Here is a 23918-nt window from a genome sequence, read left to right as displayed (position 1 = left end):
GCCAATCGTGGCCTAGTCAGGCAACTTAGGCAAATGACCCATCTTTCTGATGAGTGATTTCGCATGGCTCCCCGTCGGCGTGAGGTCCGCGATTCGTAATGCTAATTCCTCGATTTCCCGATGCGACAGCGAGCGCGCGTGATAGAGCAACTCGGCCCAAACGATTTCAAGCTGCGGAAAGTCGCCAGAATTGAAGCTTTGAAATGTTGAAATGGGAATTGAGAGCGTGGCGGAAATCTCCTCCAGCTCGCTGAATCTGGGCTCCTGACCAGAATAGATCTCAAACAGCCTTTCTTCGCCAATGGCTTCCATCAGCTTTTGCTCCGCGTCGGGACCGCGATGGTGGACGACGAGTTTCAAGAGCTGCGCGATGCGTTCGCCCGCCGGCTCCAACGATCGGTTCGAAAATGTCATGATCTTTCCTCGGCCAAAGATCCACGACGGCAACACTGGCAGGATTTGATAGCGGCTTCGTAAACGGCCGTCTTACACGCCATTAACTTGCCGCCCGCTCATATCTGCCGCTTGCTGAATTCATGACCAGCAGGCCTGTGATGATCTTACTGCTCGGCGTGCGCGCCATCATTTCCGGCAATTCCAGCGGTGAATCGCCGAGGACGGCGCTCGCCGGCGCGGCAATGCGCCTCAGCGCGGCAAGGTTGAATGCCGCGCGCGCACCGCGACCGCTGCCCTTCTGCGATCGGTCCTGAAATGCGTCCGCGGCTCGGCGCGGGCGAGGTGTTCATTGCCCGCCGCCCACAGCGCGCGGGTTTCTGCCGCCGCCGACCGGAAACGAATACGATCTATTGCGCGCTCGGAGTCTGCCGCAAAGCAATACTCTGCGAAAGAGTTCGAAACGAACCCTCAATCACGCGAGAAAAAAGCCTATGACTTTCGACAGGTTCTACACCAATTACCTCCAATTATGTCATGAAGACCGACCCACTGGTAATTTGGGCATTTATCGTTCCCGCAACCTGCAGCACGGCAGTTGTTACAGACATACCATGTCCAACCGCATCGGCATTTTCCTTTCTTTTCCATTGCAACCTCCAATACATCCTATGTGTGAGTTTCGGCGTTCTTGACGGACGCCAAATCAAATTTAGCATCGGTAGTAATTATCGGACTCGCAAAGAGCCGAAGCCATTTGCGAAAGCTAAATAACATTGGGTCATTCGATTCATCTAAACGGTGCATTGCTTAAGCGCTTAAGCACCCCGCTCGAATTGGAGCAGCTGTGGCGGGACCGGTACGGCGATCGGAACGACAAGACCTCAGATACAGCAAAAAACAGAAAACTTTCTGGTCTTTCCATGTCTGAAGCCACCAATCGAGGTATTGGGGCCCCGGATTTGGCGACTATCTACCGTTGGCGAAAAGGGCAGCTGCCGCAAAACGCGAAAAGCTATCTGCAGCTATGCGGGCTTCTCGATATTGATCCCTTTGCAATGATCGAAATCGTGCCAGGCCAAGAAGAAAAAGCTATTAGGCGTCTTAACGTTGCTTTCTGGGCAGCGGCTTGGCCTCACCCCGCGCTTAAGTTTATTTCCGAATTTTTCGGACAGCAATTCGAATGGCCACCTATCCAAGTTGCCGAATATTACAAAAGACGATGGGAGACATTTGAAATTTTTCACAACCCTAGCGTCAAAGCGAATTATTATGCAAACATTGCACTTCGAACAAAAAATCGGCAGCTACTATATAAACCATGTGTTTTTCACTTTGCTTATAGACAAGCCATTCAAACGCGTGTTATGCCGTGGGTACAGTACGGAATAGTTGAAATATCTGAATTTAGAACAAAACTGATCGACATAAATGGTCGAACACAAAATTCGTATAATATTGATAGACAGCAAAATATTTATATAGGTACTTGGTTCGGCCCCGGTGCTGCGGAATTTCGAATCGCTTCCATTCATGCATTCGATGCGTGGCTCGACCCTGACTGTGATGCATCACTTCGATTTATTGCATAGTGCCAAGATATTTTAAATACGGAAAATTTTATTATTTAATATTTCTAATTTTATTTAATATTTGCTGAATAAGAATGCAAAATTGTTGGATTTTATCATATTAAAATAGCCCATATTGAGTGCATTCAATATTTTTCTAAGTCGCGCGCCGACTATCGGCCGCCAGCCACTTTTTACAGCTGAACAGAACCACTAAAGCTTATAGCTGGGATCAAGGGTAACTTTGAAGGTGTTTCGGTGAAAAGACAAACATCCACTCAACAAGCCCTATTTCCTAATTGGCGGTATAATTATGTATCATTCGCTATTTTAACCTAGACCGTCGTTACTGTGCTGAATTGACCATTATCGCAGCCCGTTTTGGTTACTCAATCAAATCACCAGCAGACCTAGCTGCCCTCGCCTCCGAAACGCGCCGTCCACTCCGCCACTTGGTCATCATCTATCTTGGCGAAGAGAACATCGGGCGGCGTCACTGCCATGCCTTTCGGTAACACGTCCAGCAGGTCGGCCGCCGGTTCTTCCGGCCAGCGCCGGTTGCCCTTCGGAACGCCGAGACAATCGAGAATGGCTGCGGCGGTATTCGGGATGATCGGCTGTGCGGCGATACCCATCAGCACGGCAAGATTGAGCGCCGTGCGGACGCCCACGGCCGCCTTGTCGCGGTCGATCTTGAAATGCGTCCACGGTTCGGCGCGGGTGAGGTATTCATTACCCGCCGCCCACAGCGCGCGGGTTTCTGCCGCCGCCGGCCGGAAGCGCATTGCCTCGTAATTCTCGACGATTGCCGCCAGGCGTTCGTCGACTTCGCGCGCCAGCCAGGCTTCGTGCTCGCCCGTCTCGCCGCCTTCCGGCACCACGTTGTCGAAGCGCGACTTGTTGAAGCGCAGGATGCGATTGACGAAATTGCCGAGCACGTCGGCGAGATCCTTGTTCACCACGCCCTGGAAATGTTCCCAGGTGAATTGCGTGTCCGAGCCTTCCGGTGCATTCGCCGTGAGATACCAGCGCCAGTAATCCGCGGGCAGCAATTCCAGCGCCGTGTCCATGAACACACCCCGTTGTTCCGAGGTCGAAAACTTGCCGCCATACCAATTGAGCCAGTTAAAGGCTTTCAGCCGGTCGACGGTCTTCCATGGCTCTTCGGATCCGAGGATCGTCGCCGGGAAACTCACCGTATGGAAGGCGACATTGTCCTTGCCCATGAACTGGACATAGGTGACGTCATCCGCGCCCTTGTCAGTGCGCCACCAGCGTTCCCAGTCACCGTCATTGGACAACGCCCATTCCTCGGTCGCGCCGATATAGCCGATCGGCGCATCGAACCAGACATAGAAGACCTTGTTCTCGAAACCGGCGCGCACCTTGCCGTCACGCGCGACCGGCACGCCCCAGGACAGATCGCGGGTGATGGACCGGTCGCGCAGACCTTCGTCCAGCCATTTGTTGGCGATCGACACGGCAAGGGACGGCCAGCTGTCGGCAGCGGCATTTACCCACTCGCGCAGTTTTGGCTCCATCTTTGTCTGCAAGAGATAGAGATGCCGTGTCTCGCGCACTTCCAAATTCTTCGAGCCGGAGATTTTCGAATACGGTTCTTTCAGGTCCGTCGGCTCCAGCAGGCGCCCGCAATTGTCGCACTGGTCGCCGCGGGCCCGCTCGAAATCGCAGTGCGGGCAGATACCCTCAACATAACGGTCCGGCAAAAACCGCTCATCGTCGATCGAATACACCTGTTCGTCTGCGCGTTCGTCGATCAATCCCTTGTCTTCCAGCACCGCGGCGAAATGCTGGGTCAACCGATGATTGGGCGCAGCCGAAGTTCGCCCGAAATGATCATAACTGAGCGCAAAGCCCTCGCCGGCCACGCGCTGGATTTCGTGCTCTTCGTCGCAATACGACTCAACGTCCACGCCGGCAGCGGCGGCGGCCAGCTCGGCCGGCGTGCCGTGCTCGTCGGTGGCGCAGATATAGAGCACCTCGTGGCCGCGCAGGCGTTGGAAACGCGCATAGACGTCAGCTGGCAGCATAGACCCCGCCAGATTGCCGAGATGCTTGACCCCATTGATATACGGTAGCGCACTCGTGATCAGATACCGGGCCATTTTCGCTTCGCCTTCATCCCTTTTGAATTTAGGGTTTTCGTGTCTGGCGCGAGACATACGCGCGAATGGCTGGGGAGGAAAGTCATGGACCTATACGGCATCAATATCATTGCAGTTCTGCTCTCGAGCGTCGGCTTCATGCTGGTCGGTATGGTCTGGTATGGCCCGTTGTTCGGAAAGCGCTGGATGGCGCTCAACAACTTCACCGAGGAATCTCTGAAAGACGGAAATATGGCGGTCACCATGGCAAAGGGCGTTACAAACTCCCTTGTCGCCGCCATTGGTATCGGCGTCATTCTCGCATGGAGCGGCCGGGACGGGCTGGTCGACTGTATGATCGCCGCTGCGCTGGTCTGGTTATTCTTTTCAGCCACCACGGAAATGCTGAAACACATCTGGGAAGGGCAATCGATTGAGCTGACCTTGATCCATTTCGGCAATCAGCTGGTGGCCTACACGCTCGCAGGCGTGATTTTCAGCTTTTTCAGATAAGCGGCCTGACGGCAGCTAACTGAACGTTTGGACGGCCACCCCGGCGACCGCGGCCAAGCTCGTCGCCACACCGAGATAAGGAGCCCAGACCGGCGCCTGGAATCCGGCTTTGCCGCACTCTGGGTCGCGCCAACGCACGGCGATCAAGGCCGCATTGACGAGCGAGAAAACGAGTAGCGTAACGGTCGACGCCGCGATCGCGAGGGGGCCCAGACCACCGGCCAGTGTTAAAGCGGCAACCAGAGTGCCGGCGAGGAGGGTCGCCCGCACAGGTGTGCGGCGCACCCTGTGTACCCTGGCCAGCGGCGCAGGCGCCAAGCCCCGGCGGGCTAGCCCGTAGAACACTCGCGACGCCATCATCAACTGCACGAGTGCACCGTTCAGCATTGCCAGCACGGCGATCAGGGCGATGGGCGTGCCGGAGAGACCGGTAGCGCTCTCGAAAACCGCCGCCAGAGGTCCCGACTCTTCGGCGAGCTGGGCCGGGTCGACGGCGCGAACGGCAACGAAGGAAACGGCCGCATACAGCACGGCTGATATCGACAGCGTCAACAGGATGGCAAGCGGCACGGTACGCCGCGCCGCCCGCGTTTCCTCCGCCATGTTGACGATATCCTCGAAACCGATGAAGGCAAAAAAAGCCATGACCGTGGCGGCAAAAATCCCCGCCCAAGGAATGCCAACGGCATCAGGTGCCGGTGGCGGCATCGTCACGGCATCCGGCGTGGCAACGGCGATGATCATCAGCAGGCCAGCCGCTTCGGTCACAGTGATGGCTCCGGCGACCCAGATCGACAGTTCAACGCCCCACGCCACAATTGCCACCAATCCGGCGATGACAGCAAAAACCGCAATCCAGGACGGCAGCGCCGACAAGGCCGAAAAATATCCGGCGAATCCGTGCAGAACGACCGCGGCGGAGATCGACCCGGAAAGAACGACGCCATAACCGGCAAGCGCGGTGATTGCACGCCGCGAAAACGCATGATCGACATAGGCGGCCTCTCCAGCCGCTTCCGGATACCGCGAAGCCAGCTCGGCATAAGACAGGCCGGTGAAGGCCGCCAATCCGCCAGCGAACAGAAAAGCCAGCGGCGCGTACAGCCCCGCCGCCCCCGACATTTCGCCAATCAGCGCGTAAATGCCCGCGCCCAGCGTCACGCCGAGACCGTATAGGGTTAGGCCGGTCAGGCCGACAGCACGCTTGAGCCGGATCATCGCCTGCGCATAGCAGAACGGGTTGCACAGCGAAAGCTTGTGCGCCGCGCAGGAGGCGACTATCAGGATGGCGCGGTGCGGGCCCGGCGGCCTTCGCGGCGCCGGCTTAGCTCAGCTGGTAGAGCACCTGATTTGTAATCAGGGGGTCGGGGGTTCGAGTCCCTCAGCCGGCACCATTCTTATCCCTCTTTCCTCCAACCCGCGGCGGGCATAGGCTTCAGACCGGGCGGGGAGGATCAGATGCGACTTTTGACGATCGGCAGCGCGGTGATCGCGGCCGCGGCAATTTTCGTCGGTCTATACGTTTATGGCGTCTTCGAAGGCTGGCACGGACGGCCGAGAGGACCGGGTGAGATTACGGCAAACGCTGTACCCGCCGAGACCATCGAGGACCGGATCGCCCGCATCAATGCCGCCGCCGGCGCGCTCGGCCAGCCGGACGATACCGAGATTTTGTTCGGCGATCTGCATGTTCATTCCACCTACTCGACCGACGCTTTCGTCTGGGCCTTGCCGCTGCTGCGCGGCGAAGGCGCGAATCCGGTTGCCGATGCGTGCGATTTCGCGCGCTTTTGCTCGGCGCTCGACTTCTGGGCATCTACCGATCATGCCGAGGCTTTAACGCCCGCGCGCTGGAGCCAAATCATCGATACCGTCCAGCAATGCGCGGCGCGGTCAGATGCCGATGGCATTCCCGACGTCATTCCGTTTGTCGGCTTTGAATGGACACAGGTCGGCGCCCTGCCGGACGATCATTACGGCCATAAGAATGTTGTTTTCCGCTCGCTAGACCGGGACGCAATCGCCGCTCGGCCCATCGCTGCAGCCGGTGTGACTGTGCGCGCTCTGCGCGACAATGCGCAAGCCATGTTACCGCCCGAGATCGCATTCCTCGACTTGTCCAACCGTCAGAACTACTACGATTTCGGACGTTTCGTGCAGGATGTTCGCGACGTTCCGCTCTGCGACGAATCTGTGGAATCGGGCGCGCTGCCCCGCGATTGTTATGAAATCGCGGCGACACCCGGCGAGCTCGTGACCCGCCTCGAAAGCCAGGGGCTGGATCCGTTAATCATCCCGCATGGCTCGGCTTGGGGATTCTACACACCGCCAGGCACGACATGGAACAAGCAACTCAATCCGGCACAACGTCCCGACGCGTTCAGGCTTATCGAGATCTTTTCAGGTCACGGCAATTCAGAGGAATACCGGCCTTGGCGGCCGGCGCTGGGCGGAATCGATGATCTCGTTTGCCCGGAGCCCTCAGGCAACTACCTGCCGTCTTGTTGGCGCGCTGGCGAGATCATTCGGGAGCGGTGCGAAAGTGAAGGTCTGCCCGAGGAAATATGCGACGAGCGGGCCTTAATCGCCCGCGAGAACGCGGTCCATGTCGGCCTGGCCGGACACCTCACCGTACTCGGCGAAACACCTGAGGATTGGCAGGATTCGGGTCAATGCCGCGACTGCTTCCTCCCGGCTTTCAACCATATTCCGACCACCAGTGTGCAGGCCGGGCTGGCGGCCACGCATTTCGACGATGAAGGCGGCGAATTCCGGTTTCGCTGGGGGTTCATCGGATCATCTGACACGCACACCGCGCGTCCTGGAATCGGCTATAAGCCTTTCGAACGCCATTACATGACCGATGCCGGTGGTGCGGTTAGTCAGAACATCGCCGAGCGCTTCCTGCCGCCCGATTCCGAGGCGCCGGCGGATTCACGGCGCATCACGCGGGACGAACTGATCCAGGCTGCCGGCTTCCAGATCACAGAGCTCGAGCGCCAGGCGAGCTTTTTTACCGGCGGCGGGCTCGTAGCCGCGCACGTTTCAGAACGCTCGCGTGACGGCCTCTGGTCTGCGCTGGAGAATCGGCAGGTCTATGCCACCTCGGGTTTGCGGCAATTACTCTGGTTCGATCTGATCGACGAAGACGGCCGCGCTCTGGCGGGCATGGGGGATACGGCCGAGCGTGGGGAAAGTCCGCTGTTTCGCGTCCGCGCCGCGGGATCGCTTCGGCAGAACCCGGGATGCCCCGACTATTCGGTGCGCGGGTTGTCGCCGGACCGCCTTCAGCAACTCTGCCGTGGCGAGTGCTATAATCCGGGCAATGAACGGTTCCGCATAACGCGCATCGAAGTCATCCGGATACGCCCGCAGATCACGGCGAATGAGCCGCTGGACGATCTCATCGAGGATGTCTGGCAGACCCTGCCTTGCGACGATTTCGGCGAAGGATGTGAGGTGACCTTTTCCGATCCGGACTATGCCGCGGCAGGCCGCGATACGATCTATTATGTCCGTGCGATCCAGGAGCCATCGGGCCAGGTCAATGGCAATCCCTTGCGTTGCCGCTATGACGAGAATGGCCGCTGCATCGAGGCCAATCCGTGTTTCGGCGACTACCGCACCGACATGTCCGACGACTGTATTGCCGAGGTTGAACACCGCGCCTGGTCCTCTCCGATCTACCTGACCCATCTGCCGCAAGCAGCAGATGATCCCGAGGCCACGGAATGAATTCTGCCCATTGGGGGTGGGGCCTGGGCGCCGCAGCCGGCGGCCTGCTGGTTCTCGCCAGCGTATTGTGGCCAGGCGAAAGCCCAATTGCGCGCGGCAGCCATGTCGCGGTGACGGTCAATGGTCACCCAATCCCGGTAGAAGATGTCGAACTCGCCCTGGAAGCGATGTCCCGCGACAGCCGCAATCCGCTGACAGAGGACGACACGGACCGCGCGATTGAGCGCCTGGTAGACGAGGAATTGCTATTCCAGCGCGGCATCGCGCTGGACATGCCGCGCAATGCTCCCAATGTGCGTCGGGCCATCGTCATGACCATGATCGATTTTGCGCGAAGTCAGGCCGAGCCGCTCCCGCCCGAAGCGGAGCTCCGCAACTTTTTCCAAGCCAATGTCGAGTTTTTTGCCGCCGGGGATCGCTATCGGGTGCAATGGCAATCCGCCGCAGCGCCCGACGGGCCACGCCGCCGGCCCGCAGCTCATCCACCTGACCGCCTGCTCACTCTGACGGAGCTGCGCCGCTATCTCGGCGAAGCGCTGACCGCCGAGTTACAATCGGCCGCAGCCGGCGAAAGGCTCGGCCCCTTGGAAAGCGCTGGCCGCTATCATTGGCTGACGATTGTCGCGTTTACACCGGCCGGCGAACCGCAATTCGAGCCCAATCGCCGCCGTGTCGAAGCACTCTGGCATGAGCGCGCCGAAGAAGCCGCGCTAGAGTCTTACCTCGCGGAATTGCGGCGGGAGGCCGATATCGCGCGCCAGCCGCTACCACAACAATGAAAGCACTCATCGCTATTCTGTTGGCCCTCTTCACGCTGGCCGCAGCCGATGCGCATGAGCGCAGCCGTTCCAATTCAGTGTGGCGCGAGTCCGAAACGGGTCTGGAAGGCCGAATCTACCTCGAAGCGCGTCAGGCCACCTTGTTGTTGGCGCTCGACCAGGGAAGCGTAAGTCTGGAGAACGCATTCCGTCAAAGACTGATCGACGGGTTGGAGGTTTCCCGCGGCGGCGAAGCCTGTCTGCTCAATGCACCGCCGACTATTCAACTGCGCCCTGATGGACGACTGGAAGGCCGCGGCATTTGGCGCTGCGAAGTCACGGGCGACATCGAAATCGGCGTTCGCGTCTTCTCGCCCTTGTCTGCCAACCATGTCCACTTCACACGCCTGGAGACCGCAGACGGTTTTCGCGAGCAGGTGCTGTCGCGTGACCGGTCGACGGCCTCTTTTGGCACGGACCCGGCCGCCGCTGGGCATTGGGCGGGCTTTCTCTTGCTGGGATTCGAACACATCCTTGGCGGCCTGGATCACGTTGCCTTCGTGCTGGGACTGTTGCTGCTGGTCTCAGGCTGGCGGCGCATCGCGATGGTGACGCTCGGTTTTACCGTTGGTCATTCGGTCACGCTCGCGCTTGCCGTCATCGGCTGGGTGTCACCGCCCGGCGCAGCGGTCGAGTCGCTTATCGGATTTTCGATCCTGTTCATTTCCGCAGAGGCCGCGTTGTCGCGACAGGGCGCACTCCATTCTGCAGCCTGGGCGGGTGGTGCCGGCTTACTGGCACTCGCCATGGTGTCGATGGTCGCCGGCAGCGCGCTGACCTGGCCGGTCTGGCTCGGGCTGATCACGCTGACCGTTGCCTATTTCCATTGGCTTGGCGGTGGCGGCAGAGCCGTCTTGGCGGCTCCGGCGATGAGTGCCGGCTTCGGGCTTGTCCATGGCATCGGCTTTGCCGGCATACTTCTGGAGATTGATATCGCGGGCGAGGCGCTGATCCCGGCGCTGCTCGCCTTCAATGTCGGCGTCGAGCTTGGTCAACTCGCCATCGTCGCCATCGCCCTGGCTGCGGTCGGCATTTCGCAACGGATGATGCCCGCGCGAATACTATCCTATGGCCACGCTGTTCTGATCGGCGGACTCGCGGGACTGGGCAGCTACTGGTTTCTAGGCCGCGCTTTCCTCTAGCCAGCGCCCGACCTGCCAAAGCCGGTCCTGCCCGAACGCCGCTCGCTTTGCGACGCGGAAAGTCGGTACCCCCCAATGCCCGAGCGCAAACATCTCCTGCCGGTTCGCGTCCACCGCCTGACGCCAGCTTTCATCGGCCATTGCGGCTTCGGCAAAGGACCAGTCGATACCGGCACGCTCGACAATCTTGCGAAGACCGGAATCTCTGGCCGCATCAACGCCTTCTGACCAGACGGCCGTGTAAAAACTCTGCGTGAATGCGATGCCTTTGCCGTCGGGAATAGCCTGGTGAAGAATCGCCAGACCGCGCTCAACACCAGCGCCGACCGGATCAGAGATCTTGCCGAAGGGGAGGCCGTAGCGTTCGGCTTCGCGCTTCACGTCGCGGACGATGTAGAATTGCTTTTGCCGCGGCACTGGCAATGACCGCATGACCATGGGCAAGACCGGCTTGAGAACCAGTTCGGCTTGCCAGCGTTTGGCCAGTTCCGGCGCCCGCATCATCGCAATGTAGCTGTAAGGGCTGCGCAACGAAAAAAACACGTCGAATGAGCCGCCTGTCGGCCCCTCCGGCTCGGCAAGCGGTGTAAAGACCAACTCGCCTTCACGCGCCCCCAGACGCCGTTCGAGGTGATGCAGCCTGTCGATTCCCCAATACCATTCGCCCTCGAACCAGACCATGCCGCTGCCATAATGGCCATGCGCTTGGCGCCACCGAGCGTTTTCGTCCAGCTCGCCGACACTCTCGACAGAATAGAGACTTCGCGGAATTCGATAGGCTTGGCGCAATGCGTCCGCGTCGCGCCGCGACCACGCGGCGAGCATTTCCGGCTCGGGCGCCGCGGACGTTTCCGGCGGGCCGACGGGTCTGAGCTCGAAGCCAACGTTATAGGCGCGCGCCAGTCCCGGCATCACGTCCAGCAGAAGCTCCGAATAAGGCTCGCCCTCTTCGTAGAACAATTTGAGAGTCTTGCGTTTGCCCGACGCCATTCGGGCCGCAGCGCGCGCAATCCGCGCCAGGTCCCGCACACGGCGGCTGGTCAGTCCCTGAACGAAAAGTGTGCGAGCGGTCATGCGCCCCCCCGATCCTTCCGCTAAGAGGAATGAAGGTGGAATAGCGGTCAAGCCTGTACTTCCGTGAGGCCGAGCGCCAGGAGCCCGCCACTCACCGACATGGCGGCCATTAGCCCCAACACCATGACCGGCCCGGCCAGGGCTGCGATCAGGCTGAACACGCCGCCCGCAAGCAGGACGACTCCGACAATCGTGTTCGAGAGCGCTGTGAACGCTGCGCGGTTATCGGCATCGGCCATGTCGGTCAGATGTGTGGACCGGCCGAGGCGGACTCCCTGATACGCGATCATCAGAACAAACAGCACAGGCGGCAGGGCGAAAAGCGGGTGCAACCAGCCGGCCAATGACAGACCCACTGTGGCCGCCAGGCTGATCGCCCCAGCCCATGCAGCGAATACGAGGACTTTCCGGCTCGAGCGATCCGACAGGCGGCCCCAGACATAGCTGCTGATCAGGCCAGCCATCGCCGAAGCCAACACCAGGGCCCCCAGGGGCAGGCTGTCATCGGTTTGCGCCGCCGCGACCATGAAGGGCGGTGCCAGCGCAGTCGCCGTTAAAAGCGACCGGACAATAATAAACCGGCGTAATTGCGGTTCGCTGGCCAGAAGCGTGAGATTCTCTATCGCCGCCGCAAACGCCGACTTGCCGCCGTCCGTCGCCCCGGAGTGCTCTCTCAATGTGGCGAATAATCCAGCGCCGGCTAACCACGCAAGACCGGCCAGAAACAGCGCAACAGTAACCAGTGTCAGCCGCTCGATGAAACCGGTCGCGAGCAGGCCGGCAAACACGATAACGATGACCGAGGCGATGGTACCGGCCAGGCCGGTCGCAGTGCCTCTGCGGGACTTATCGACGGTCTTGCCGAGGACATCCTTGTAGCAGACCGAACAGACGCTACGTGCCAGCGCCAACACAGTAAGAGCAGACAGGATCACCAGGCCGGCAGCCCGCCCGCTTAGGAAAATCGCAGCCAATCCGATCGAAATCGCCGATACGCCTTGCACGGCGGCACCCGCCGCCCATGCCCATTTGCGCTGCGGCAAGCGGCGCAGCGCGCCAGCCGTGAACAATTGCGGCAGGAGCGCACCGGCTTCGCGGATCGGCACGAGCAACCCTACCAAGGCTGACGGAGCGCCGAGTTGCAGCAAGAGCCAGCTCAGCACGAGCTTGGGATCGATCAGCCCGTCAGCACTTTTGGACAGCGAGAGGGCTCCGACATGCCGGAAGAAATTCCCGGCTTCCTCGCGGCAGGCACTGTCAGGTATATCCCGGCAGGCGCGTCCCTCATCGTCGATCGCCACTGCCTCAAAGGCCGGCCGCAGCCATTCCTTGTCAGATCGATCACTCATGTCTGGCGGAACTAGTGCCCGGTATCCTGCGGGACAAGTTTAGGTGATTGCAGAGGCTTCCAACTGGAAAGCGGCGGGCAATCGAAAGCGTCGCTGAAACGCAAGCGCTGACCGATGGCTGGATCGGTGACGGTTTTCGGCTAGGATTCGCGTTGGAGACAGAAGGGGATGATTTCATGCGTTGGTTGGCAATCCTGATAGGCGCAGGCGCTGTGGCCGCTTGCGGTAATGGCGGCGAACAGGCGGGACAGGAGAGCGCGTCCGGTCCGGATACGCCGCCCGAACCGGCAGCCGTGACAACGGTCGACCTATCCGCCCTGCCCGCCCCCTATGACACCGCCGACTATGATGCCGGGCGTCGGCTGTTTCGCCGTTGTGGATCTTGCCATACGGTCAATGAGGCTGGCAGCCATCGCGTCGGACCCAACCTCTACGGAATGTTCGGCAGCGAGGCCGGGAACGCGGAGAATTTCAATTATTCGCAAGTCCTGCGCGATGCCGACTTTGCCTGGACGCCGGAGCAGCTCGATGCCTGGCTTGCCAATCCGCGCGAATTCCTGCCCGGCAACCGCATGTCCTTCGTCGGCCTTCGCGAGGCAGATGACCGGCGTAATGTCATTGCTTATCTGATGTACGAGACCGGCGCGGCGGCCGATTAGCAACAGCTAGAACCGCCGCCACCAGCTCACGGCAATTCCCGATTCTGCAATCGAGTTCCGACCGTAAACGGTCGTAAAGCCGCTTAGCATCACCTCTCCGGTGCCGAATTGCCGGCCAGCGCCGATCTGGAGCTTGTGCTGGATGAAGGATCGGTTATTGCGGAGCCGATCGGCATCGCCCCGCGTCAGAAAGGACTGTAACATTACGCTGTAGCGTTCCGATATTCGCCATCCCACGGTGATATCGAAGCGGGATTCGGACGGATAGTTTTCGCTCCGCCATGCGTGTCCGACCTGCGCATCGATGAAGCCGTTTTGCGAAACACTTCGACCTAGCAAGGCCCGGAGTTCGATGCCATTGGCTCCATCGCCCAGCGGACGATCCGCCACATTTTCACCGCCGCCCGGCACAATGCCGGCAATCTGGGCGGCGGCCACCCAGCGTCCGGAATCCCAAAACCGGTATTGGAGTCCAAGCCGGCTCGCGGCCAATCCAGACGCCGTATCCGTAACACCATTATTGTCCTGGCTGACCCGCTGACCGGCGAGTTGCAGGACGAGCGTCAGGCGGTCAGTGACGCCATACTCGGTGTACAGAGAGGTTTCATATTTCGAGAAATAGAGACCGCTGCGGCGCTGACCCTCCCGATCAATCAGATCGTCAGCTTCAGACAGCAAAAGGCCGGAGATAATAATGCCCCGGCCCTTGTCTTGACCCCACGCTCCGGCATTCGCCGCGGCCGCCAGACTGAAAAACAGAAATAAGACCGCTAGCGATCGTAGCCCGGCGATTCCCGGTCGACGCGTGAGCGCAGAGCAGCCCAGGCGATCTCCAGGAAGAATTCGTTGAGAATTCCCTCCTCGCCCTGCTTGAAGACCTTGTCCTGCATCTCCTTGTCCCAGTGGATCAACTCCCCGCCGGCCTGCGCCATTGTCTGAATCCGGCATGCACGTTCAAGTAGATAAATTCGTAAATACGCCTGAAACGGGTGGGAGCCAACCGCTAATGTGCCGTGGTTTCGCAAAATCATCGTGTGCTTGTCGCCGAGATCGCCCACCAGGCGGGCTTTCTCCTCCTCGACCAGCGCCAGTCCCTCATAGTCGTGATAGGCCACGTCAGACATGATATTCATGGCAAGTTGCGAGATCGGAAGAAGACCGTCTTTCTGCGCCGCAACGGCGACGCCCTGATCGGTATGAAGGTGCATCGCAACCGTGACGTCCGGGCGCGCCGCGTGGATCGCAGAGTGGATGGTGAATCCGGCCGGATTGATACCGTAGGTCGATGGCGGCAGAACGTTTCCGTCCAGATCGACCTTTACCAGATTGGTGGCCGTTACATCCTCATAAAGCAATCCGAATGGGTTGAGCAGGAAGTGCTCCTCCGGACCCGGAACCCGCATCGAGATATGGGTAAAGAACAAATCGTCCCAGCCATGCATCCGGACCAAGCGGTAAAGCGCCGCCAGATCGCAGCGCGCTTTCCACTCTTCTTCGGAAACTTGTTCCTTCACACTCGGTGGCGCCTGATCGTCCATGAAAACCTCCCTTTGGCGTCTCAAGATCGTCCGCCCTGCGCGCCGCGTCAATCTTGGCTCTGACAAGGCGATTTAACGGTCAGTAAACCATGACGCGGCAGCAGTGGTGTAGCATAGCAGCATCGCGCGTTTCGAATCGGCGGAGCCATGAGCAGTATCGCTATAGCCTTGACGCAATTGGCACGCGTTCGCGACCCGCGAAGCCGCGCCGCCCTCGCGATTGGCGTCACCGATATCTGCGTCGCAAAGCCGTTGACCAACCGGATCGAACCGCTGGCGAACGACATCCTTCTGTCGCTTGCCAACAAGGTCGAAGAAAGTGTCCGCATCCAGATGGCCTCGCGCCTCGCCGACTGTGACTGGGCACCGCGCGGCATAGTCCGGTATCTCGCATTCGATGCGCCGAGCGTGGCGGCGTCGGTGATCGCTAGAAGCCAGGTGCTCGATGCCGACGACCTTATAGAGCTCGCGGAAAAGGGCAGCCGCGCACACCGCGTCATGATCGCAGAACGACACCATATAGGGATCGCCGTTACAGATGCTGTCGCTGATAGATCCGAGATCGACGTGCTGGAGGCGCTGAGCGCCAATGCGACAGCGCGAATGTCGACCGGGACATTGGAGAAGTGCATGGATGCCGCAGAGCAGGCTCCAGGCATCTCGACCAACCTCCTTGATCGCGACGATCTACCGGCGGCTTTGGTTGAGCGCCTCACCGACGAGATATCGGCAGCCGTCAGGACCCAGGTCGAAGCCCATTTTGGCTTGTCGCACGGCGCGTTGGATGATGTCGGCACGCGGACGGCTGCCAGGGAAACTTCCCATGACGAGGACAAGGATGCCCGCGAGCTCGTATCCCGCATGTCGACCGCCGGCGAATTGAACGGTACGGTTGCGGTCCGCGCCATCGCCGAGGGGAAAATCGTTTTGTTCGACCATGCGATTGCCGATCTGTGCGGTGTCTCAGCCGATCAATGGCGAACGGCCGTCGGCATCTCTAGCGTGCGGGCAACCGCCCTCGCCTGCCGAGCGGCGCGCATCGACAAGAATTTGTTTCCGGCTGTCCTCCGCGGTATGCAACGCGCGGGGCGGGTACAGCCGGATCTGCCGCCGGACGCTATGGTCAGCGCGGCCACGGTTTTTCAGAAATACACGCCCGGTAGCGCCTATGACGCCTTGCGCCGCCTGGCTCCCAGCGATTGAATGACGTCGTCCATTCCCGGAGGCGTGTTTGAGCCCCATCGACCTGCCCGAGAAACCGGCGATCGCCTTTATGGCGAGTCAGCGGCCCGAGGCGCTTGACGCCGAAAAGCGGTTGTCCGCGAAATACGGCAATGCTGATGTCGCGAATGCCGATGTCGTCGTCGCTCTAGGCGGCGATGGCATGATGCTCGAAGCGCTTCACGCTGTACTGGGACGGGACATCCCGGTTTATGGAATCAATTACGGGTCGGTCGGATTCCTGATGAATAACCCCGCCGAAAACGACCTGCTGGACCATCTGCGCCGGGCTGAAAAAACGTCGATCCACCCCTTGCGGGCGACGGGTACCGATATCGCGGGCGATACCTTCTTCGCACTTGCCATCAATGAGGTTTCGCTCCTGCGCGAGACACGCCAGACAGCCAAGATCCGCATCTCCGTCGATGGCCGCGTGCGCTTGGAGGAACTGGCGGCTGACGGGATCATGGTAGCGACACCGGCGGGTTCGACGGCCTACAATGCCTCAGCGCACGGCCCGATCCTGCCGCTCGGCTCACGCGCCCTCGCATTGACGCCGATCAGCGCCTTCCGCCCGCGTCGCTGGCGGGGCGCATTGTTGAGCCACGACAGCAAAGTCCGCTTTGATGTGCTCGAGCCCGAAAAACGGCCGGTTTCGGCCGTCGCGGACAATCAGGAGTTCCGCGATGTCGTGTCGGTGAACATCGAGGAAGCTGATGATGTTCGCCTGCACATGTTGTTCGACGAGGGCCGCGCGCTGGGCGAACGCATCTTGATCGAACAATTTCAAGCGTGATCGTTTAGGCCGCCGTTAAGCATCATTTGCTACCGCTGCTTCAAAGCTCGCCGGTTAGAGGCGGCTGGAGGGTGGATCGAATGCACACATTTACCGGCAGGCTGGACATGGCCGTACTCATCTGCAGCTCATCGCAACGCTTCAGCCAGTCGCTTGAAGCGGTCCTTAGGGCGATGGGGTGCGTGGCGTCTGCCAGCGTAACCGGCGCCGGTGAAGCCGAAGCCCAATCGCGCGCCCAGCACTTCGATATCGCCATTATTGACGATGCATTTGACGCCCACGATGTCGGCCTTCCCATGATTCGACTCGTGCCAGGCGCCAAATCCCGTGGCGCAACCGATGAGCTGGCAAAGCCTTTCCGCCCGGCCGAGCTTGCGAAAGCCCTGATGGACAACGTCTCTGGGCCTTCAAAACGCCTGCCGAGCGCCGCGCATGCTGCATTACTCTGAACCGAGGAAGCCCCGAAATGGTCAAGAAGCAACAACCCATTGAGATGATCACGCCTCCCAACATGTTGCGCGTGAAAATCGGCGGCCGAATCGGACCGATTGACGAACAAGCCATTGGGCGGGCTGAAAAGGCGCTCGAAGACATGAAAGAGGTTTTTGCCGAATGGCTTGAGTCCGAAGTCGACAAGCTTGAAGCGGCGGCCAAGCGGGTTCAATCCGAGGGGCTGAATGGCGAGGCAGGGCTCGGTCTGTTCGCCCGTGCGCACGATCTGCGCGGGATGGGCACTACCTACAACTTCCCGATCATCACCCGCATGGCAGCATCGCTTTCAAAGCTGATCGAGACCGAGGAGAAGCGCCGCATTGCAAGCGCAAAGCTGGCGATTGCGCACACCGAAGCCATCCGGGCTGCCCTGCGTCAGGACATCCGGGACGAGCACAATCCGGTCGGCCGCGCTCTCGCGGAAGAGCTGGAAACACAGGTTCTGGAAATGGTTGCTGAGTTTGAGGATCAGCCGGCGAGGGCGGCTGGATAATCTTCACTCTCATCCTGGTCGAGCCGCGCCAGGATATATTCGAGATCTTCCTCGGGAACGCCCTGGAACTGGGTCAGCGAACGCTCGACCAGTCGGCGGCGGAACACGATCCGGCCTTCTTCGCCAGCGCCCATCTCAATTGAATGATAGGTTTCGATCGCGGCCCGGATCGCGGGCAGTATCCGCGGCGGCAGGCCGGTGCGTTCGAACACGGCTTTCAATCCCAGCGGTCCCGCATCGTGGATCAGTAACCAGGCTTTCGAATGCGGTATGTCGGCAAGCCGGGCCACCGCGTGTTCGAAAAATGCGATATGTCCTCGCATGAGCGCGCGGAGAATGATGGACGGCGTCAAGCGACCCGACGACTGGAGTTGGGCCACGAAGCGCGGCATGTCCGGCGCCACACCTGCCTGATCGACAAGATCCACTGTTGCACGCTCACGCGCCTCTTCAGCCATATCGACGGCGACCTGCGGCGGCAGCGCATGACGACGCACAAGGCGTTGCAACGCATCATCGCTGACGCGCGCAATGATTTTCTCCGTGAACTCGATCGGCAGCACTGAGCGCGAAACGAACGAGTCCATGACTTTTTGAGATTGCGCAAAGCGGCTAATCGTGCGTTCGAACGTTTCATCGTCGAACTCGGCGCCATCATTGGCCGCCGCGATGCCCATAGCGGTTTCGTCGGCATGCTCGATCAGCGAGACGATGACACGCTTCGACACTGTCTCGCGCGCGGCCACCGCAGCCTGTTTGGCGGCCGGCTGTGTGCGCACAATTTCAATCAGCTCCTCATCGGTGAACACCGGGCTGCCTGCGATCACCGGCACAGCAATCGATTCGATGTCCTTCGCCAACTGAAGGGCGATCTTTTTCGGCAAATGAGGCGAACGCCGCAATGTGACCGCCAATGACCGGCGCACCAGCGTGGCGGCATCGCGCGCAATCATCTCGATAATGGCGTCCGCCGCCTCGCGCTCTTCTGCCGTCAGATCGGGCGCGTCTATCCGCTGGCAGATCTTGCGCGCGGCAAGGGCGCGGTCCTCGGCGGACTCACCTTTGACGAGGCGCCGGATGTCGTCGTCGGTCAATCGAGACCGCATGGCGGTAAGGCTCATTTGCCTGTCCTGTAGCTGAGCAATCGCCACGATGCGATTCGCTTTCAGTCCAAGGCTCCGACTCCCGTGTTAACGATTCCTTGCGCAGCAGGCCAAAAAGTTAACCGCGGCGATCATCATCGCGTGCTGGTGCGTCCAATGAAGCCAGAATGGCAAGCACCGCGGGCGACAAGGTGTCGCCATGCCCCGCCAGCCCGATGCGGCGCGACAGGAAAGGCGCGGCCTGATCCTGACTCGGCGCTTCGAAACGCAAGGGTAAATCGGATCCGCGGCTCGTTGGAATCTGACGAGACGGGATCGACACCGCCTCCTCCCGCGTGAGACCCGCAAGCACTTCACGCACATTGCGCGCTCGCCCGCCATCGAAGAAGACATTGCGATTGGCCGCCGCCGCCGCCGGAAACAGGCTGTCGGCGCGGGTGGCCGGCGTCGTTTGCGCCGCATTGATCAATTCGGACGCACCACCAGCGCCCAGGAAGTGCGCCGCATAAAGCTCGCCGGAGGTCGGTTGACGCCCAATTCGCGTCTCCAGGATCGCCGCATTCTCTGCAGCCAGTTCTCCGGCCATCCGCGCTGCGACGCCGGCATCGAAGCGCAAGTCGAGAATGCGTTGTCGTTCAGCCGGATCGCGCACGGAAAAACGCCCGTTCTCGCCCTGCTCGATCTGTCCGGCTTCCTGCGCCAATCCGTGGTTGGCTCCGTGCCGGTGCATCATGGCAAGCCAAGTCTGGTCAAGAAACTGGTACATCCCCGCAGCGCTTGAGGTCGAGGCGCGGGCGTTCGGGTCGAAATTGCTCTCGCGTGCGGCCGTCCTGACCATGAAATCGAAATCGGCGCCGGTTTCCTGAGAGGCCCGCGCGATTAAGGCATGTGTGGAATCGGATGCAGGAGAGATGGTGCTCATGACGACGACTCGGCGTGGTTTGTTCTGGAGTGTTCAATCCAGCCGCTAACTTGCCGTTAACGCTCGTCGAACCGGCGCGGTGAAAAGCCAGACGGGAATGGCCGCCCATTGAGAATGGTGTCCGCGAGCATCTCCGCCACAGCCGGCGAGTACAGCACGCCGTTTCGATAAAGCCCGAGAGCGAGAAAAACACCTGGGGCGCGGCTTTCGCCGAGGATCGGCAGGCCGTCCTTCGTACCTGGCCGGATACCCGCCCATCTTTCGAGCTCTGTCGCGCCCGCCAGTTGCGGCAGCAACGCCTCAGCGTGCCGTCGTAGCCGGCTAATCGCGCTATCATCAATCGCCAGGTCGTTGGCTCCAAACCAGCTGCTGGCGCCGATCACGATGCGTCGGTCCGGCTTTTGCGACATGTAGACCGACCGAGCCCGCACACAGGCATCAAGCCCGACCGCTGCCTCACGAAGAGACAGCATTTCGCCTTTCACCGGCACGATTGCAGAGATCGCCGGATCGATGGGTGCCAGACCGGCATCATGGCCGGTCGCCAGAATTGCAGCATCGAACGGCAGCGCCATTCCGGCAAATCTGAGATCAATCCCGCCGCTTGGCCGGATATCGATGGAATCGACCGTGCGGTTTTCGTGTATGTCGACGCCACGCTCGCGCAATGCCGCAACCAAATGCGGGCCCAGCAAACGGTTGTCGAGTTCGCCGTCATCGGGAAAACGCAGCGCGGCATCCGCTACCAGCCCGTCTGGCACCGGAACATGTTCAACGCGAAAGCCCTGCCGACGCGCAGCGTCTTCCAACCGTTCCAGCCAGTCCCGTCCGGCCTTACCCGAAGCCGGGGAGAGCGATCCTGCGGCCCGATAGCCAATGGCATCGCGGCCAAGATCCGTCGACCAATCCCGCCAGCACGCGAGACCGCGGCGGGCTAGGCCCACAACCGCTTTATCAGCACCCGATTCAGCGCTCTCGAAGACACCCGCGAGCATCCCCCCGGATGCCCATAATGCACCCCTACCCGCCCGCGCAGATTCGAATACGGTCGGTTGCATTCCGCGCCGAGACAGTTCGTAGGCACAGGCCAACCCGGCGATTCCGCCGCCAACGATGGCAATCCGCGCGCGGGAAGTTGATTTGACTGTCATTCAGCTCGGCTTCATGTCGGGAGGCGCAAACTAGCGTCCTTTTCGAGGAGTGCGAGATGAAGTCACTGATATACTCAGCGCTGGCCGCAGCGGCGGCTTTCGCCGGCCCGTCCTTAGCCCAGGATGCATCTGATGACGCACCGCGATGCGTGCGTCTGACGAACATCAACGGCTACACCGTAATCGATCGCCAGCATGTCGTACTGCGCGGTGGCGTCAGCCGTCATTATCTGGTGACGACTCGCCACAGCTGCCCCGGGCTCAATTTCGGCGCCCGGATCGCCACCACTTTCGGTGAAACGGAAACGGTTTGCCCGCCGGTCGTGGAGTATCTGATCCCCGACGACGGCTTCCGTTGCGCAATCGATACGATCGAAGAAGTCGAAGACGTCGAGAGCGCACGCGCGCTGATTGAGGCACGGGCCGCTGCCGCAGGCGAAACCGCTGACAATTCTGACTAGTTAAGAATGGGTAATACCGTGGCCATCCGCCGGTTGGCTGCGATCGCCACAATCGTCCCGGCACCGGATATCAACGGAGGGGGCGATGGCCGGACGGCGCATGGGCTGCGGATTTTTTCTGGCAGTTGCGATTAGCGTGAGCGCTTACCCGCAGGGTTTTGGTGTCGGATTTCAGCGTATCGACACCTACGATCTGACACGCGAATACGGTTCTGCATCCTCTGACGAGATCGTTTACCGGCCTATGCAGATCGGCATCTGGTACCCGAGCAATGAAAGCAGTGGCACGCGCATGACGCTGCGCAATTACATCCGTGCCGCCGCGACTGCAGATACTTTGGCCGTCGGCGCGGCCGCAAATGCACAGCAATACGTGGCGGAGATGGTCCTCGCATTAGATCCGAACATTCTGCCTGAATCGCTCGCGCACCGTCTGTCGCAGGCAACCGACGCCATAGAGAACGCCGATCCGGCCCCGGGTACATTCCCGGTCATCGTTATCGCTGCGGGATCGGGTGCCGGCTGGCACGACAATTTCGGTCTTGCCGAAAGGCTAGCCTCGGACGGCTATGTGGTGCTGGCGTCGCGCTCTGCAGCGCGCACAGACCCGCTGATGTCCTGGGATCAGGAAGGTGCAGAAACCGGCGCCCGTGACCTCGAATTTCTGGCTGCCCATGCCGCAGGTCTGGACTTTGCCGACATTTCGCGACTGGCGGTGATCGGACGCAGCTGGGGGAGTGTTCCGGCCGTTCTGTTTGCGGCCCGCAATCCGAATGTCGACGCCATCGTCAGCCTCGACGGCACCATCTCCTACAATGCCCAGACCCTGGACGAAAACCGCGTGCTGGGCGAGTTTGACGCTGCGAGCAACCTAGCCGATCCGATCTTCCTCGCCGTCGGCGAGCGCCGTCCGGAAAACGCCACGGCGATTGATCGGGTTTCTTACTTTGAGAATATCCGGCGCGCCGACGCTTATCTGGCATCCTATAGAACCCTTCAGCACGCCGCGTTCTCGTCTCTTTTCCTGAGCCTCTATTTCGATCCGTTCGATCCGGCCTCTGAAACCCTGTCCCCCTCAGACGCACGCACCGCTTTCCAGCTTGTCATGTCGGATGTCAGCCATTTCCTCGATCATTATTTATCCGCCGGGACAAATGTTCCGCCGTCATTTGAACACTCCGAACTCCGCTCGATCGAATATCGCCCTGCGGGATCTCCCTTCCCGGGGCCGTGGGCGTTTTCGACGGTTGCCCGCATTGAGTCCGCGCAAGCTGCGATCCGGTTGTTTGAGACCGTTCGCGATGAAAATCCGCCGGCCAGCGACGACATGTTCGGCTGGCGCTCGCTTGTAAACCTGATCAACTACTTCAATCAGACGGCGCGCTTTGACGACGCGCTCGACATCGCGCGATTTGCCCAATCGCGATACCCGGATCGCGACGTCTTCCCGCCGTTAATGGCCGAAACCTATCTTCTAACCGGAGATTGGGAAGCGGCTGAACACCGGCTCAACGTGATCCTCCAGGATGATCCGGACAATGATCGTGCAGCGACCCTGCTCGAACGGCTCGAATACCTTTCAGCGTTGAACGGTCAGGAATAACCCCGCGCCGCAATGTGAGCGCGCATGGCGCTGATCCGCGCTTCATCCGAAGGGTGGGTCGACATGAATTCGAATGATGCATCGCGGTGCAATGTCGACATGGCCAGCCAGAAATCCAGAGCTTCGTGCGGCGCATATCCGGCTGTCACCATATAGTCGACGCCGAGCCGGTCAGCCTCGAACTCATGCTGACGCGAATAAGGCAGAATGACCCCGTAAGTTACGCCGACACCGAGCGCAGCCGCCATGTCTTCATTGAAATTGACGCCCTGCTGCTGCAGGACCGCACCGGCGAGCTGCAAGCCAAGCTGGCTGGCCCGTTGCTGACTGGCACGCTCAGCCGCATGGCGCCCCGCAACATGGCCCATTTCGTGACCCATCACGGTCGCGATGTGGCCGTCCTCCTCCATAATGTCGAGAATGCCGCGATAGAAGGCTACCTTGCCATTCGGCAAGACCCACGCATTGACCTGATCGGAATCGATAACCACGAATTCCCAATCGAGGTCGGACATGCCGGTCCGCGCCACCATGTTGGCACCGACGCGTTGCAGACGGCGATTATAGCGCGGATCGCGAAGCACCCGTTCGCGCTGCAGCGCTTCCTGCCAGGCTTGCTGTGACAGCATCATGATCTGATCTTGCGACACCAGCTGAAGCTGCGACCGGCCAAGCGCGCTGTTCTGCGCACAGCCCGACACCGGGATGATCGTTCCAGCGGCAAGACCAAGGACGATGTCGCGGCGGCTCATCGAAATCTTGCGGATTGTCATGCTACC

The 23918-nt window shown here is 60.3% G+C and carries 24 protein-coding genes and 1 tRNA gene; 13 read left to right on the top strand and 12 right to left on the bottom strand.

Translation table 11 applies throughout. The features are described from left to right. Window positions 1-12 precede the first annotated feature (12 nt). Together ACO08C_RS13155 and ACO08C_RS13150 are read right to left on the bottom strand one after the other, a co-directional pair. A complete protein-coding gene (locus ACO08C_RS13155; RefSeq protein WP_421786219.1) occupies window positions 13-414 on the bottom strand; it encodes a hypothetical protein in 402 nt (133 codons plus the stop codon). Window positions 415-645: 231 nt separating this feature from the next. Next, window positions 646-762, bottom strand: coding sequence for a hypothetical protein (locus ACO08C_RS13150; RefSeq protein ID WP_421788726.1), 117 nt, complete (start codon window positions 760-762; stop codon window positions 646-648). A 554-nt stretch (window positions 763-1316) separates the two neighbouring features. Between ACO08C_RS13150 and ACO08C_RS13145 the strand changes: the two genes are divergently transcribed. Continuing rightward, the gene (locus tag ACO08C_RS13145; RefSeq protein ID WP_421786218.1) at window positions 1317-1985 is read left to right on the top strand and encodes a hypothetical protein; all 669 of its coding nucleotides are present in this window, start codon (window positions 1317-1319) and stop codon (window positions 1983-1985) included. A gap of 389 nt (window positions 1986-2374) precedes the next feature. Here ACO08C_RS13145 and metG read toward each other — a convergent pair whose 3' ends face one another. Further along, a complete protein-coding gene (gene metG, locus ACO08C_RS13140; RefSeq protein ID WP_421786216.1) occupies window positions 2375-4090 on the bottom strand; it encodes a methionine--tRNA ligase in 1716 nt (571 codons plus the stop codon). Window positions 4091-4174: 84 nt separating this feature from the next. On the opposite strand from metG, the gene ACO08C_RS13135 reads away from it, so the two are divergent. Continuing rightward, window positions 4175-4582, top strand: coding sequence for a DUF1761 domain-containing protein (locus tag ACO08C_RS13135; RefSeq protein WP_421786214.1), 408 nt, complete (start codon window positions 4175-4177; stop codon window positions 4580-4582). Between the two features lie 15 nt (window positions 4583-4597). Here ACO08C_RS13135 and ACO08C_RS13130 read toward each other — a convergent pair whose 3' ends face one another. Then, entirely contained in the window at window positions 4598-5800 is a 1203-nt protein-coding gene (locus tag ACO08C_RS13130) for an APC family permease (protein WP_421786212.1), read from the bottom strand. A 100-nt stretch (window positions 5801-5900) separates the two neighbouring features. Here ACO08C_RS13130 and ACO08C_RS13125 point away from each other — a divergent pair. The 4 genes from ACO08C_RS13125 to ACO08C_RS13110 all read left to right on the top strand — a co-directional run bounded on the left by ACO08C_RS13125 (window position 5901) and on the right by ACO08C_RS13110 (window position 10277). Beyond that, a tRNA-Thr gene (locus ACO08C_RS13125) sits at window positions 5901-5976 on the top strand. A gap of 64 nt (window positions 5977-6040) precedes the next feature. Then, window positions 6041-8317 carry a DUF3604 domain-containing protein gene (locus ACO08C_RS13120; protein WP_421786211.1) on the top strand — a complete coding sequence of 759 codons (2277 nt, stop codon included), beginning with the start codon at window positions 6041-6043 and terminating at the stop codon, window positions 8315-8317. Beyond that, window positions 8314-9096: a hypothetical protein gene (locus ACO08C_RS13115; protein WP_421786209.1), complete on the top strand. Its 783-nt coding sequence runs from the start codon at window positions 8314-8316 to the stop codon at window positions 9094-9096. Before ACO08C_RS13120 ends, ACO08C_RS13115 begins: the two co-directional genes overlap by 4 nt. Next, entirely contained in the window at window positions 9093-10277 is a 1185-nt protein-coding gene (locus tag ACO08C_RS13110; protein ID WP_421786207.1) for a HupE/UreJ family protein, read from the top strand. The genes ACO08C_RS13115 and ACO08C_RS13110 overlap by 4 nt, the downstream gene beginning before the upstream one ends. Here the strand turns inward: ACO08C_RS13110 and ACO08C_RS13105 are convergent. Both ACO08C_RS13105 and ACO08C_RS13100 read right to left on the bottom strand, forming a co-directional pair. Next, window positions 10257-11351, bottom strand: a complete 1095-nt coding sequence (locus ACO08C_RS13105; protein WP_421786206.1) for a 2-hydroxychromene-2-carboxylate isomerase — start codon at window positions 11349-11351, stop codon at window positions 10257-10259. The genes ACO08C_RS13110 and ACO08C_RS13105 overlap by 21 nt on opposite strands. 47 nt (window positions 11352-11398) lie before the next feature. Beyond that, a complete protein-coding gene (locus ACO08C_RS13100) occupies window positions 11399-12700 on the bottom strand; it encodes an MFS transporter (RefSeq protein WP_421786205.1) in 1302 nt (433 codons plus the stop codon). A gap of 176 nt (window positions 12701-12876) precedes the next feature. On the opposite strand from ACO08C_RS13100, the gene ACO08C_RS13095 reads away from it, so the two are divergent. After that, window positions 12877-13359 (top strand): c-type cytochrome, encoded by a 483-nt coding sequence (locus ACO08C_RS13095; protein WP_421786204.1) that lies wholly within the window; start codon window positions 12877-12879, stop codon window positions 13357-13359. A gap of 6 nt (window positions 13360-13365) precedes the next feature. On the opposite strand, the gene ACO08C_RS13090 is transcribed toward ACO08C_RS13095, so the two are convergent. Continuing rightward, window positions 13366-14037 carry a hypothetical protein gene (locus ACO08C_RS13090; RefSeq protein ID WP_421786202.1) on the bottom strand — a complete coding sequence of 224 codons (672 nt, stop codon included), beginning with the start codon at window positions 14035-14037 and terminating at the stop codon, window positions 13366-13368. A 92-nt stretch (window positions 14038-14129) separates the two neighbouring features. Continuing rightward, window positions 14130-14897 (bottom strand): class II aldolase/adducin family protein, encoded by a 768-nt coding sequence (locus ACO08C_RS13085; RefSeq protein ID WP_421786201.1) that lies wholly within the window; start codon window positions 14895-14897, stop codon window positions 14130-14132. 147 nt (window positions 14898-15044) lie between these two features. Between ACO08C_RS13085 and ACO08C_RS13080 the strand changes: the two genes are divergently transcribed. The 4 genes from ACO08C_RS13080 (at window position 15045) to ACO08C_RS13065 (ending at window position 17899) form a co-directional block, all read left to right on the top strand. Then, complete coding sequence (locus ACO08C_RS13080) at window positions 15045-16100, top strand: DUF2336 domain-containing protein (protein ID WP_421786200.1); 1056 nt, start codon at window positions 15045-15047, stop codon at window positions 16098-16100. Between the two features lie 70 nt (window positions 16101-16170). Further along, a complete protein-coding gene (locus ACO08C_RS13075; protein WP_421788724.1) occupies window positions 16171-16914 on the top strand; it encodes an NAD kinase in 744 nt (247 codons plus the stop codon). A gap of 80 nt (window positions 16915-16994) precedes the next feature. Then, window positions 16995-17363, top strand: coding sequence for a hypothetical protein (locus ACO08C_RS13070; RefSeq protein ID WP_421786199.1), 369 nt, complete (start codon window positions 16995-16997; stop codon window positions 17361-17363). A 17-nt stretch (window positions 17364-17380) separates the two neighbouring features. Next, window positions 17381-17899, top strand: coding sequence for an Hpt domain-containing protein (locus ACO08C_RS13065; protein ID WP_421786197.1), 519 nt, complete (start codon window positions 17381-17383; stop codon window positions 17897-17899). On the opposite strand, the gene ACO08C_RS13060 is transcribed toward ACO08C_RS13065, so the two are convergent. The 3 genes from ACO08C_RS13060 to ACO08C_RS13050 form a co-directional block, all read right to left on the bottom strand. Continuing rightward, on the bottom strand, window positions 17875-19020 hold the full coding sequence (locus ACO08C_RS13060) for a DUF2336 domain-containing protein (RefSeq protein ID WP_421786195.1): 1146 nt from the start codon (window positions 19018-19020) through the stop codon (window positions 17875-17877). The two genes, ACO08C_RS13065 and ACO08C_RS13060, sit on opposite strands and share 25 nt — an antisense overlap. A 100-nt stretch (window positions 19021-19120) precedes the next feature. Then, window positions 19121-19924 (bottom strand): hypothetical protein, encoded by an 804-nt coding sequence (locus ACO08C_RS13055; RefSeq protein ID WP_421786193.1) that lies wholly within the window; start codon window positions 19922-19924, stop codon window positions 19121-19123. 56 nt (window positions 19925-19980) lie between these two features. Beyond that, window positions 19981-21075: an NAD(P)/FAD-dependent oxidoreductase gene (locus ACO08C_RS13050; RefSeq protein ID WP_421786192.1), complete on the bottom strand. Its 1095-nt coding sequence runs from the start codon at window positions 21073-21075 to the stop codon at window positions 19981-19983. A 56-nt stretch (window positions 21076-21131) separates the two neighbouring features. Between ACO08C_RS13050 and ACO08C_RS13045 the strand changes: the two genes are divergently transcribed. Together ACO08C_RS13045 and ACO08C_RS13040 are read left to right on the top strand one after the other, a co-directional pair. Continuing rightward, the gene (locus tag ACO08C_RS13045; RefSeq protein WP_421786191.1) at window positions 21132-21536 is read left to right on the top strand and encodes a DUF6491 family protein; all 405 of its coding nucleotides are present in this window, start codon (window positions 21132-21134) and stop codon (window positions 21534-21536) included. Window positions 21537-21621: 85 nt separating this feature from the next. Further along, window positions 21622-23139 carry an alpha/beta fold hydrolase gene (locus ACO08C_RS13040; protein WP_421786190.1) on the top strand — a complete coding sequence of 506 codons (1518 nt, stop codon included), beginning with the start codon at window positions 21622-21624 and terminating at the stop codon, window positions 23137-23139. On the opposite strand, the gene ACO08C_RS13035 is transcribed toward ACO08C_RS13040, so the two are convergent. Then, window positions 23130-23912 carry a M48 family metallopeptidase gene (locus ACO08C_RS13035; RefSeq protein ID WP_421786188.1) on the bottom strand — a complete coding sequence of 261 codons (783 nt, stop codon included), beginning with the start codon at window positions 23910-23912 and terminating at the stop codon, window positions 23130-23132. The genes ACO08C_RS13040 and ACO08C_RS13035 overlap by 10 nt on opposite strands. Between the last annotated feature and the right edge of the window lie 6 nt (window positions 23913-23918).

The sequence above is a fragment of the Hyphobacterium sp. genome, from assembly GCF_965229905.1.
Lineage (GTDB): Bacteria > Pseudomonadota > Alphaproteobacteria > Caulobacterales > Maricaulaceae > Hyphobacterium.
Note: the sequence above shows the minus strand (reverse complement) of the source record. Positions and strands in the feature narration are given on the sequence as shown.

Coding starts and splice junctions, on each gene's coding strand:
- ACO08C_RS13155 (WP_421786219.1), bottom strand. CDS start 414: ATGACATTTTCGAACCGATCGTTGGAGCCGGCGGGCGAACGCATCGCG.
- ACO08C_RS13145 (WP_421786218.1), top strand. CDS start 1,317: ATGTCTGAAGCCACCAATCGAGGTATTGGGGCCCCGGATTTGGCGACT.
- metG (WP_421786216.1), bottom strand. CDS start 4,090: ATGGCCCGGTATCTGATCACGAGTGCGCTACCGTATATCAATGGGGTC.
- ACO08C_RS13135 (WP_421786214.1), top strand. CDS start 4,175: ATGGACCTATACGGCATCAATATCATTGCAGTTCTGCTCTCGAGCGTC.
- ACO08C_RS13130 (WP_421786212.1), bottom strand. CDS start 5,800: ATGATCCGGCTCAAGCGTGCTGTCGGCCTGACCGGCCTAACCCTATAC.
- ACO08C_RS13120 (WP_421786211.1), top strand. CDS start 6,041: ATGCGACTTTTGACGATCGGCAGCGCGGTGATCGCGGCCGCGGCAATT.
- ACO08C_RS13115 (WP_421786209.1), top strand. CDS start 8,314: ATGAATTCTGCCCATTGGGGGTGGGGCCTGGGCGCCGCAGCCGGCGGC.
- ACO08C_RS13110 (WP_421786207.1), top strand. CDS start 9,093: ATGAAAGCACTCATCGCTATTCTGTTGGCCCTCTTCACGCTGGCCGCA.
- ACO08C_RS13105 (WP_421786206.1), bottom strand. CDS start 11,351: ATGACCGCTCGCACACTTTTCGTTCAGGGACTGACCAGCCGCCGTGTG.
- ACO08C_RS13100 (WP_421786205.1), bottom strand. CDS start 12,700: ATGAGTGATCGATCTGACAAGGAATGGCTGCGGCCGGCCTTTGAGGCA.
- ACO08C_RS13095 (WP_421786204.1), top strand. CDS start 12,877: ATGCGTTGGTTGGCAATCCTGATAGGCGCAGGCGCTGTGGCCGCTTGC.
- ACO08C_RS13085 (WP_421786201.1), bottom strand. CDS start 14,897: ATGGACGATCAGGCGCCACCGAGTGTGAAGGAACAAGTTTCCGAAGAA.
- ACO08C_RS13080 (WP_421786200.1), top strand. CDS start 15,045: ATGAGCAGTATCGCTATAGCCTTGACGCAATTGGCACGCGTTCGCGAC.
- ACO08C_RS13075 (WP_421788724.1), top strand. CDS start 16,171: ATGGCGAGTCAGCGGCCCGAGGCGCTTGACGCCGAAAAGCGGTTGTCC.
- ACO08C_RS13070 (WP_421786199.1), top strand. CDS start 16,995: ATGCACACATTTACCGGCAGGCTGGACATGGCCGTACTCATCTGCAGC.
- ACO08C_RS13065 (WP_421786197.1), top strand. CDS start 17,381: ATGGTCAAGAAGCAACAACCCATTGAGATGATCACGCCTCCCAACATG.
- ACO08C_RS13060 (WP_421786195.1), bottom strand. CDS start 19,020: ATGAGCCTTACCGCCATGCGGTCTCGATTGACCGACGACGACATCCGG.
- ACO08C_RS13055 (WP_421786193.1), bottom strand. CDS start 19,924: ATGAGCACCATCTCTCCTGCATCCGATTCCACACATGCCTTAATCGCG.
- ACO08C_RS13050 (WP_421786192.1), bottom strand. CDS start 21,075: ATGACAGTCAAATCAACTTCCCGCGCGCGGATTGCCATCGTTGGCGGC.
- ACO08C_RS13045 (WP_421786191.1), top strand. CDS start 21,132: ATGAAGTCACTGATATACTCAGCGCTGGCCGCAGCGGCGGCTTTCGCC.
- ACO08C_RS13040 (WP_421786190.1), top strand. CDS start 21,622: ATGGCCGGACGGCGCATGGGCTGCGGATTTTTTCTGGCAGTTGCGATT.
- ACO08C_RS13035 (WP_421786188.1), bottom strand. CDS start 23,912: ATGACAATCCGCAAGATTTCGATGAGCCGCCGCGACATCGTCCTTGGT.